Genomic DNA, 9,653 nt, shown 5'->3' with positions numbered 1-9,653 from the left:
CTCCCGGCGGGCGCCCGCGTCGGTACGGGCTCGCCGCGCCGCAGGGCCCAGCTCAACGCGTACGCGCGCAGCCACGGCCGCACCATCGAGATCGTGCCGATCCGCGGGAACATCGACACCCGGATCGGTCATGTCCACGGTGGGGAACTCGACGCAGTCGTGCTCGCCGCCGCCGGACTCCAGCGGATCGGCAGAATAGACGAGGTGACCGACTTCCTTCCGGTCGACACCGTCCTGCCCGCCCCCGGCCAGGGGGCCCTCGCCGTCGAGTGCGCCGCGGTCAACGTGGACCTCGCCGCTCTGCTCTCCGGACTCGACGACCCGCACACCCGGGTCGCCGTGACCGCCGAGCGATCCCTGCTCGCCGCCCTGGAGGCCGGCTGTAGCGCACCTGTGGGTGCGCTGGCCGACCTGCTGGCCGACGGACAGGTTGTCAACGAAATGCGCCTGCGCGGTGTCGTCGGTACGACCGACGGCTCGACGCTGGTGCAGCTGTCCATCACCGGTCCCGTACCCACGTCGCTCGGCGACGCCATCGCGCTCGGGCGCGAGCTCGCGTCCGAGATGCTCGCCAAGGGTGCGGCCGGTCTTATGGGGGAGCGAGCACATTGAGCCCCACCACCTCTGACCTTTCGGCCTACTCCGCATCGGGGCACGTCACCTTCCTCGGTGCAGGACCCGGAGATCCGGGTCTGCTGACACTCCGCGCCGTCGAGGCGCTCGCGGGAGCGGATGTACTGATCGCCGAGCCTGATGTGCTCGAAATGGTACGCAGCCATGCCAGGGCGGGAGTGAGCACCCCTGCACTGACGGTTGTCGACGATGTGTCAACAGCCGCCGGAATTCCCCCGATCCGGGATGCGGCCAATCTTGTCATGGAGGCCGCGCGAGGAGGAAAGCGGGTCGTCCGTGCGGTCACCGGAGACCCGGGACTCGACGGCGACGCGGGCACGGAGATGCTGGCCTGCGCCTCCGCCGGCATTCCCTTCGAGGTCGTGCCCGGTATCGCCGCCGCGGTCGGGGTGCCGGCATACGCCGGAGTGCCGCTGCGCGACGCGCAGGGCACGGACGTACGGCTCGTGGACGCCAGGACCGCCAGCGACCGCTGCTGGACCGAGGTCGGCGCGAGCGACGGCACGGTCGTCGTCTCCACCACCCTGGAGTCGGTCGCGGGCGCGGCGGGCGAGCTGGTCGCGGCGGGCCGCAAGCCCGATACCCCGATGACCGTCACCGTGGCCGGTACGACCACCCGCCAGCGCACCTGGACGGCCACCCTCGGCACCATCGCGCAGACCTTGAAGCAGGCCAAGGTGCTGCCGTCGCCGGAGGGACATCAGCCCGTCATAGCCGTGGTCGGTGAGCGCAGTGCCGCCGCGCAGCGCGACCAGCTCGCGTGGTTCGAGTCCAAGCCGCTGTTCGGCTGGAAGGTGCTCGTGCCGCGTACGAAGGAGCAGGCCGCGTCGCTCTCCGACCAGCTCAGGTCGTACGGCGCGGTCCCGCACGAGGTCCCGACCATCGCGGTCGAGCCGCCGCGCACGCCTCAGCAGATGGAGCGGGCGGTCAAGGGCCTGGTCACCGGCCGCTACGAGTGGATCGCCTTCACCTCGGTCAACGCGGTGAAGGCGGTGCGGGAGAAGTTCGAGGAGTACGGGCTCGACGCACGCGCGTTCGCCGGGATCAAGGTGGCGGCGGTGGGCGAGCAGACTGCCGCAGCGCTGGTCGACTTCGGTGTGAAGCCGGATCTGGTGCCCTCGGGCGAGCAGTCCGCCGCCGGGCTGCTGGAGGACTGGCCGCCGTACGACCCGGTGTTCGACCCGATCGACCGGGTGTTCCTGCCACGGGCCGATATCGCCACCGAGACGCTGGTGGCCGGGCTGATCGAGCTGGGCTGGGAGGTGGACGACGTCACGGCCTACCGCACCGTGCGTGCCTCGCCGCCGCCGGCCGAGACCCGCGAGGCGATCAAGGGCGGCGGCTTCGACGCCGTGCTCTTCACCTCGTCCTCGACGGTGCGGAACCTCGTCGGTATCGCGGGCAAGCCGCACAATGTGACGGTGATCGCGTGTATCGGCCCCGCGACGGCGAAGACCGCCGAGGAGCACGGTCTGCGCGTCGATGTCCTCGCCCCGGAGCCTTCGGTGCACAAGCTGGCCGAGGCGCTCGCCGCGTTCGGCACGCAGCGCCGGGAGGCGGCGCGGGAGGCCGGTGAGACGGTCACCAGGCCGAGCGAGCGCAGGCCGGGCAGCCGGAGGCGGCGTACGACGACTTGAAGGTCCGAGGGCCTGAGGGTCTGGTTGGTCTGAGGGCGCTTAGGCCGTCTGTCCGGTGAGCTGAGCGTGGTATGTGGGAGTGGGGCCGGCCGTCTCGACGGTCGGCCCCACTGCCGTTTCCGGCTGCTGTTTCCGGTCGTGGTGTCGGTAAGGCCATGGGATTCCCGGGGCTATGGTCGAAGGTGGTCCGACGGCCGACCGGGCGCGCGGCCCGGCCACGATGAAGCGGAACACCAGCGGCGCAAAAGGCGGCAGACGATGACTGTGTACGGATCCTTTCCCGGCTCGCGGCCCCGGCGGCTGCGGGTGAACCCGGTGATGCGGCGGATGGTCGCGGAGACCCGGCTGCACCCGGCGGATCTCATCCTCCCCGCGTTCGTACGCGAGGGAATCGACCGGCCCGTCCCCATCGCCGCGATGCCCGGCGTCGTCCAGCACACGCTGGACACCCTGCGCAAGGCGGCGGTGGAAGCGGCCTCGGCGGGCGTCTCCGGGATCATGCTCTTCGGTGTCCCCGAGGACGCCAAGAAGGACGCGGCGGGCACGGCCGGCACGGATCCCGAGGGCATCCTCCAGGCCGCGATCCGCGCGGTACGGGCGGAGGTCGGCGACGAACTGCTCGTCATGTCCGATCTGTGCCTGGACGAGTACACCGACCACGGCCACTGCGGTGTGCTGGACACGGAGGGCCGCGTCGACAACGACGCGACGCTCGAACGGTATGCCGAGATGGCACAGGTCCAGGCGGACGCCGGCGCCCATGTGGTGGGCCCCAGCGGCATGATGGACGGCCAGATCGGCGTGATCCGCGAGGCCCTGGACACGATCGGCAAGGAGGACGTGTCGATCCTCGCGTACACGGTCAAGTACTCGTCCGCCTTCTACGGCCCGTTCCGCGAGGCAGTGGGCTCCTCCCTGGAGGGCGACCGCAAGACGTACCAGCAGGACCCGGCCAACGTACGGGAGGCCCTGCGGGAGCTGGCGCTCGACGTCGAAGAGGGCGCCGACATGGTGATGGTCAAGCCGGCCCTGCCGTATCTGGACGTCCTGGCGCGCATCGCCTCGGAGGCGACCGTACCGGTCGCCGCGTACCAGATCTCCGGTGAGTACGCGATGGTCGAGGCGGCGGCGGAGAAGGGCTGGATCGACCGCGATGCTGCGATCATGGAGACCTTGACCGGGATCAGGCGCGCGGGCGCGGGCATGATCCTGACGTACTGGGCCACGGAGGCCGCGGAGAAGCTCGGCGCGCGCTGACGCCGAACGATCGCGAGCTGAGCCGGCCTGATCGCAGGAACGCCGCGCTGACAGGACGCGGCTGGGCCGGCCAATCTCCGTCGGCCTACCGCCGTCGGTCGAGCAGGTCGGCCAGGCGCGAGAGGCCGTCGTCCGCGTATCCCTCGCCGATCGCGCGGTCGAGCAGCGCCTGGAAGGGCGCGAAGAGCTCGTCACTGACGCCCTGCGCGGCGAAGGCGGCGAGAAGATTGGGGAACGCCACCTGGTTCACGGCCAGGCTGGAGACGTTCGTGAGGTGCTGCCCCGAGTCGATGGCCTCGGCCCAGTGAGGCGCGCTGTTCAGCATGGCGCCGACCCAGGGCACCAGGAGTTCGGCGAACTCACCGGCCGGGATGGACTCCGTACGGATCAGGGCGAAGGCCTGGAGCACCCCCGCGACCATCCCGTACATGCCGGTGAGCAGCGACAGGTCGTACAGGGCGGCGAGACCGGGATCGGTGCCGACGTACTTCGTACCGCCGAGGACGGCCAGCGTCTCCTGGTGGGCGTCGAAGGCAGGCCGCGGGCCGCTGTAGAGGATGTACGCCTGCGGGCCCGCGATCATCTGAGGGACGGCCATGATCCCGCCGTCGAGATACTCCGCGCCCCGCGCGGCCGTCCAGTCGGCGAACTCGCGGGCCTGGGCGGGAGTGCCGTTGGTGAGGTTGACGACGGTCCGGCCGGCGAGCCGGTCCGCGACGGGACCGAGGACCGTGGACACCGTGTCGTACGTGGTGAGACAGACGACGATCAGCGGGCTCGCCTCGACGGCCGCGGCAACGGTTTCGGCGGGCAGGGCGCCCTGGGCGACGAGCGGGCCGGTCTTGGCGGCGGAGCGGTTCCAGACGGTGATGGAGTGGCCGGCCCGGAGGAAGGCGGCGGCGAGAGCGGAACCCATCATGCCGAGACCGAGGACGGAGATGGAGGTGGAGACCGGGACGGAGGAGGCTGGGGAGGCCGGGGAGGCCGGGACGGAGGGCGCCGGGAAGGAGTGTGTGGGCATGCCGATGTGCTCCTTGGAGGATTCCTGGAGAGGTTCGTGTCTCGGGATGCTCCCGATCTTCGTTCCGGGCTCCGGAGCGGGCAAGTACCGACTATTCCGTCAGCTACTTACCTCGCGGTAAGCGCTGAGTACGCGCCCACCGCGAGGTAAACGAAAGGCCCTAAAGGCGCTCGGGCGACCGGATGCCGAGCAGAGCCAGGCCCTGCTGGAGCGTGCGGGCCGTCAGGTCGCACAGGAACAGACGGTTCTCGACCTGGGCCGGAGTCTCCGCCTTCAGGACCGGGCACTGGTCGTAGAACGTGGTGAAGTGCGACGCGAGCTGGTACAGATACGCCGCCAGCTTGTGCGGCTCGTACGAGGACGCGACCTCGGCCAGGACCTCTCCGAACTCGTCCACATGCAGACCCAGCGCCCGCTCCGCCGGAGCCAGCGCCAGTTCCGGACGGGCGGCGGGCTCGGTGTCGCCCGCCTTGCGGAGGATCGACTTGATACGGGCGTACGCGTACTGGAGGTAGACAGATGTGTCGCCGTTGAGCGAGACCATCTGGTCCAGGTCGAACTTGTAGTCCCGTACCGCCGACGTCGACAGGTCCGCGTACTTCACCGCGCCGATACCGACGTACCGGCCGTTCTCGGTGATCTCCCGCTCGCTCAGTCCGGACTTCTCGGCCTTCTCCTGCACGACCGCCGTCGCCCGCTCGACCGCCTCGTCCAGCAGGTCCTCCAGCCGTACGGTCTCGCCCTCACGGGTCTTGAACGGCTTGCCGTCCTTACCGAGGACCGTGCCGAACGCGAGCTGGACGGCGTGCACCTTCTCGTTCAGCCAGCCGACCCGCCGCGCGGTCTCGAAGACCATCTTGAAGTGCAGCGACTGCCGCGCGTCCACGACATACAGCAGCGTCGTCGCGTCCAGGCTCTGCACCCGGTCGCGGATCGCGGAGAGGTCCGTGGCCGCGTAGCCGTAACCGCCGTTGGACTTCTTGACGATCAGCGGGACCTGATTGCCGTCAGGTCCCTTCACATCCTCGAAGAAGACGCAGAGCGCGCCCTCGGAGCGGACCGCGACGCCCGTCTCCTCCAGGATGCGGCAGGTCTCCTCCAGCATGTGGTTGTAGCCGGACTCGCCGACCACATCGGCGTCGTGGATCTCCATGTCCAGCTTGTCGAAGACCGAGTAGAAGTAGATCTTCGACTCGTCCACGAACCGCTGCCAGAAGGCCCGGGTCTCCTCGTCACCTGCCTGGAGGGCCACCACCCGGTCGCGGGACCGCGCCTTGAACTCCTCGTCGGAGTCGAAGAGCGCGCGCGAGGCCTTGTAGAGCCGGCTCAGGTTCGACATCGCGGTCTCGCCGTCGATGGACGTGTCCGCACCTGAGTCGCCCGAGCCGCCTGAGCTGTTCGAGTCGCCCGAGCCGCTCTTGTGGTCCAGCTCGTGCGGGTGCTCGATCAGATACTGGATGAGCATGCCGAACTGGGTGCCCCAGTCGCCGATGTGGTGGCGCCTGATCACCTTCTCGCCGGTGAACTCCAGGATCTCGACCATCGCCGCGCCGATCACGGCCGACCGCAGATGGCCGACGTGCATCTCCTTGGCCACGTTCGGCTGCGCGTAGTCGATCACGGTCGTGCCCGGCTGCTCCGCGTACGGCACACCGAGCCGGCTGTCCGCCGCGCGGGCCGCGAGAGTCTCGATGATCGCCCGGTCCGTGACGGTGACGTTGAGGAAGCCGGGGCCCGAGACCTCGATGTCCTTGATCACGTCAGGGACGGTCCGATGGCCGGTCCCATGGGCGGGCCCGTCGGCATCCGCCCCGGGATCGGTATCGGCGGTGGTCAGGGCCGAGACGACCCGCGTCGCCAGCTCGCGCGGATTGCCCTTGAGCTGCTTGGCGAGCGCCAGGATGCCGTTGGCCTGGAAGTCGGCCCGGTCGCTTCGGCGCAGCAGCGGGCTCGCGGAACCGGCCTCCGGCAGAGCTGCCGAGAGGGCGTCCGCGATGCGCTGATCGACGGTCGAAGCGAGGGAAGTGACCGAGGCCATGGGCGGGTGCCGTTCCTGTCGGGTGCGGAGAGCTGCGGTGGGCTGCGATGAGAGATGTCGGAGCTGATCTCTGAGCTGCGGTACGACCGTCCGGGCGTGTCCGGGCGGCCGTACGACGCTCTCGGAGCATGTCCCAGTATCCCATGGGCTCTCAAAGCGTTTTCGCTCTGTCCGAGGGACCTGGGACAATGATGGTCACCGGTTCCTCATGGCCACCGGACCTCAGTAGGGCGTAGCAGAAAGAAGGACGTGCCGACCGTGGCTCAGAGCACAGAGACCGACTGGGTCTCCCGTTTCGCGGACGATGTCATCGCCGAGTCGGAGCGGCGTGCGCCTGGCAAACCGGTCGTCGTCGCGTCCGGACTCTCCCCGTCGGGCCCGATCCACCTGGGCAATCTGCGCGAGGTCATGACCCCGCACCTGGTCGCGGACGAGATCCGCAGGCGTGGACACGAGGTCAGGCACCTCATCTCCTGGGACGACTACGACCGGTATCGCAAGGTGCCCGTGGGCGTCCCCGGTACGGACACGTCCTGGGCCGAGCACATCGGCAGGCCGCTGACGTCGGTGCCGGCGCCGGCCGGCTCGGCGTATCCGAACTGGGCGGAGCATTTCAAGGCCGCGATGACCGAGTCGCTGGCCGAGCTGGGCATCGAGTACGACGGGATCAGCCAGACGGAGCAGTACACGTCCGGGGCGTACCGCGAGCAGATCCTGCACGCGATGAAGCACCGCGCGGAGATCGACGCGATCCTCGACCGGTACCGGACGAAGGCCAAGGACACCAAGGACGGTACGTCCACAACCAAGGACGGCAGCACGGGTACCGGGGACAAGGCGAATGCCAAGGTCCCGGCCCAGGCCAAGGGCGGCCGTAAGCAGGTCGAGGAGGCCGAGCTGGAGGCCGAGGAGGGCTCCGGCGCCGCCGCCGAGGACGACGGCAGCGGCGGCTCCGCCGGCTACTTCCCGTACAAGCCGTACTGCGGTGGCTGCGGCAAGGACCTGACCACCGTCACCTCGTACGACGACGGGACGACGGAGCTGACGTACACCTGCGCGGAGTGCGGCTTCTCCGAGACCGTGCGGCTGAGCGAGTTCAACCGCGGCAAGCTGGTCTGGAAGGTCGACTGGCCGATGCGCTGGGCGTACGAGGGCGTGATCTTCGAGCCGTCCGGCGTCGACCACTCCTCGCCGGGATCCTCGTTCGTCGTCGGCGGGCAGATCGTGCGCGAGGTCTTCGACGGAGTGCAGCCGATCGGCCCGATGTACGCCTTCGTCGGGATCTCCGGCATGGCGAAGATGTCGTCCAGCAAGGGCGGGGTGCCGACTCCGGCCGACGCGCTGAAGATCATGGAGGCGCCGCTGCTGCGCTGGCTCTACGCACGGCGCAGGCCCAACCAGTCGTTCAAGATCGCCTTCGACCAGGAGATCCAGCGGCTGTACGACGAGTGGGACGCGCTGGAGCGCAAGGTCGCGGACGGTTCCGTACTGCCGGCCGACGCCGCGGCGTACGCGCGCGCCACGGGCACGGCCGCCGGTGCCCTGCCGAGCACGCCGCGCCCGCTGCCGTACCGCACGCTGGCCTCGGTCGTGGACATCACGGCCGGTGCCGAGGAGCAGACCTTGCGGATCCTGAGCGAGCTCGACCCGGCGCGTCCGCTGACCTCGCTGGACGAGGTGCGTCCACGGCTGGACCGCGCCGAGAACTGGATCACCAGCCAGGTGCCGGCCGAGGCGCGGACGATCGTGCGCGCCGAGCCGGACCACGAGCTGCTGGACTCGCTGGACGAGCAGGCGCGGGAGTCGCTGCGGCTGCTGCTGGAGGGACTGGACAGCCACTGGTCGCTGGACGGGCTGACCACGCTCGTCTACGGAGTGCCGAAGGTGCTGGCGGGCCTGGCGCCCGACGCCAAGCCGACGGCGGAGCTGAAGGTCGCGCAGCGGTCGTTCTTCGCGCTGCTGTACCGGCTGCTGGTGGGCCGGGACACCGGGCCGCGGCTGCCCACGCTGCTGCTGGCGGTGGGCGCGGACCGGGTAAGGAAGCTGCTCGGCGTCTGAGCCCGATCGTGGGAGACGGGGTGCGGGAGGTGGGGCGTCGGTCCCTGCTTCCCGCTTACGGCTTCCTGCTCAGGCGATGTGCTCCTCGTCCAGTTCCGCCTGGTACCGGAGAGGGAAGTCGCGCAGATAGGGCCGGAGAGAACTGTCGGACAGCGGCCCGCCGTTGCGTCCCGTGATGCTGTACAGGTCCATCAGGTAGAGGCCGAACTGACGGGTCGTGGGAAAGACGTTGTTCTCGCTGATGTACTTCTTGAAGGCCGTGTAGTACGCCTCTTCCCGGGGGACGTCATCGGGCAGGTTCGGAGCGGAAAGCTCCTCGTACTGCTCCTGGTCCGGAGCGGGGGAAGCGGCCTCGGCAGGTTCGGGCTGCTGCTGGGGTTGGGCAGGCCCGCGCTGTCCGGGCGCTCCGCCGAGCGGGCGGCGGACCGGGCCCGAGGGGCCCTGAGGGATCATCACCGGCGTCGGTTCGAGGCCCTCCACGTACGTCGGGTTGTAGGCGCCCTCGTATGTGACCTCAGGGACCGGCTGCGCCGCGAACCACGGGCTGATGTGGTTCGGGGACTCGGGCGGGAACTGGGCCTCGGCATCGGGGTGTTGCTGTTGCTGGTGGGGCTGCTGCTGAGGTTGTGGCGGTTGTTGGGGCTGCGGCTGTTGGCCCTGCCCGTTCTGCTGCGGCTGAACCTGTTGTGGCTGGACCTGCTGGGGATCCGGTATGAGTGCCGATGCCGGAGCCGACGCCTGGGCTTGGACCTGGGCCTGGGTCTGGGCTTGCGCCCCGGCGTCGGCGGCGGCGGGTATCTCGGCCCGGGCCTGCGGGAGCTCGGCCATCTGCGGCGCGGGCGGCAGCAGCACCGGTTCGATACCGGCGGCGGCCAGACCCGCGGGCGCGGTGTCCGCGAGCGGTACGCCGTACTTGGCGAGCCGCAGCGGCATCAGTGCCTCGATGGGCGCCTTGCGGCGCCAGTTGCGGCCGAACCGGGCCTGGAGGCGCGACTGGTAGATGAGCCGG

Annotated in this window: 6 protein-coding genes and 1 pseudogene; 4 read left to right on the top strand and 3 right to left on the bottom strand. The window is 69.8% G+C overall.

Going from position 1 to position 9,653, the window contains the following annotated elements; genetic code table 11:
* From GA0115259_RS08165 to hemB, 3 genes are all read left to right on the top strand, one after another.
* The coding region (locus GA0115259_RS08165; RefSeq protein WP_370747509.1) for a hydroxymethylbilane synthase at window positions 1–612 on the top strand (612 nt) is incomplete at its 5' end.
* Window positions 609–2,270: a bifunctional uroporphyrinogen-III C-methyltransferase/uroporphyrinogen-III synthase gene (locus GA0115259_RS08160; protein ID WP_093593030.1), complete on the top strand. Its 1,662-nt coding sequence runs from the start codon at window positions 609–611 to the stop codon at window positions 2,268–2,270. The genes GA0115259_RS08165 and GA0115259_RS08160, both read left to right, overlap by 4 nt.
* Window positions 2,271–2,528: 258 nt before the next feature.
* Window positions 2,529–3,527, top strand: a complete 999-nt coding sequence (gene hemB, locus GA0115259_RS08155) for a porphobilinogen synthase (RefSeq protein WP_093593027.1) — start codon at window positions 2,529–2,531, stop codon at window positions 3,525–3,527.
* An 85-nt stretch (window positions 3,528–3,612) separates the two neighbouring features.
* Here the strand turns inward: hemB and GA0115259_RS08150 are convergent, their stop codons facing one another.
* On the bottom strand, window positions 3,613–4,548 hold the full coding sequence (locus GA0115259_RS08150) for an NAD(P)-dependent oxidoreductase (protein ID WP_093593024.1): 936 nt from the start codon (window positions 4,546–4,548) through the stop codon (window positions 3,613–3,615).
* 160 nt (window positions 4,549–4,708) lie between these two features.
* Window positions 4,709–6,586, bottom strand: a complete 1,878-nt coding sequence (argS, locus tag GA0115259_RS08145; protein ID WP_093593021.1) for an arginine--tRNA ligase — start codon at window positions 6,584–6,586, stop codon at window positions 4,709–4,711.
* A 249-nt stretch (window positions 6,587–6,835) separates the two neighbouring features.
* On the opposite strand from argS, the gene lysS reads away from it, so the two are divergent.
* Window positions 6,836–8,644 (top strand): lysine--tRNA ligase, encoded by a 1,809-nt coding sequence (gene lysS, locus GA0115259_RS08140; protein ID WP_093593018.1) that lies wholly within the window; start codon window positions 6,836–6,838, stop codon window positions 8,642–8,644.
* Window positions 8,645–8,713: 69 nt separating this feature from the next.
* Here the strand turns inward: lysS and GA0115259_RS40075 are convergent.
* Window positions 8,714–9,653, bottom strand: a pseudogene (locus tag GA0115259_RS40075) (hypothetical protein); the annotation flags it as partial.

This window comes from Streptomyces sp. MnatMP-M17, assembly GCF_900091995.1.
GTDB lineage: Bacteria > Actinomycetota > Actinomycetes > Streptomycetales > Streptomycetaceae > Streptomyces.
This window is presented reverse-complemented; position numbering and strand designations above follow the sequence as displayed.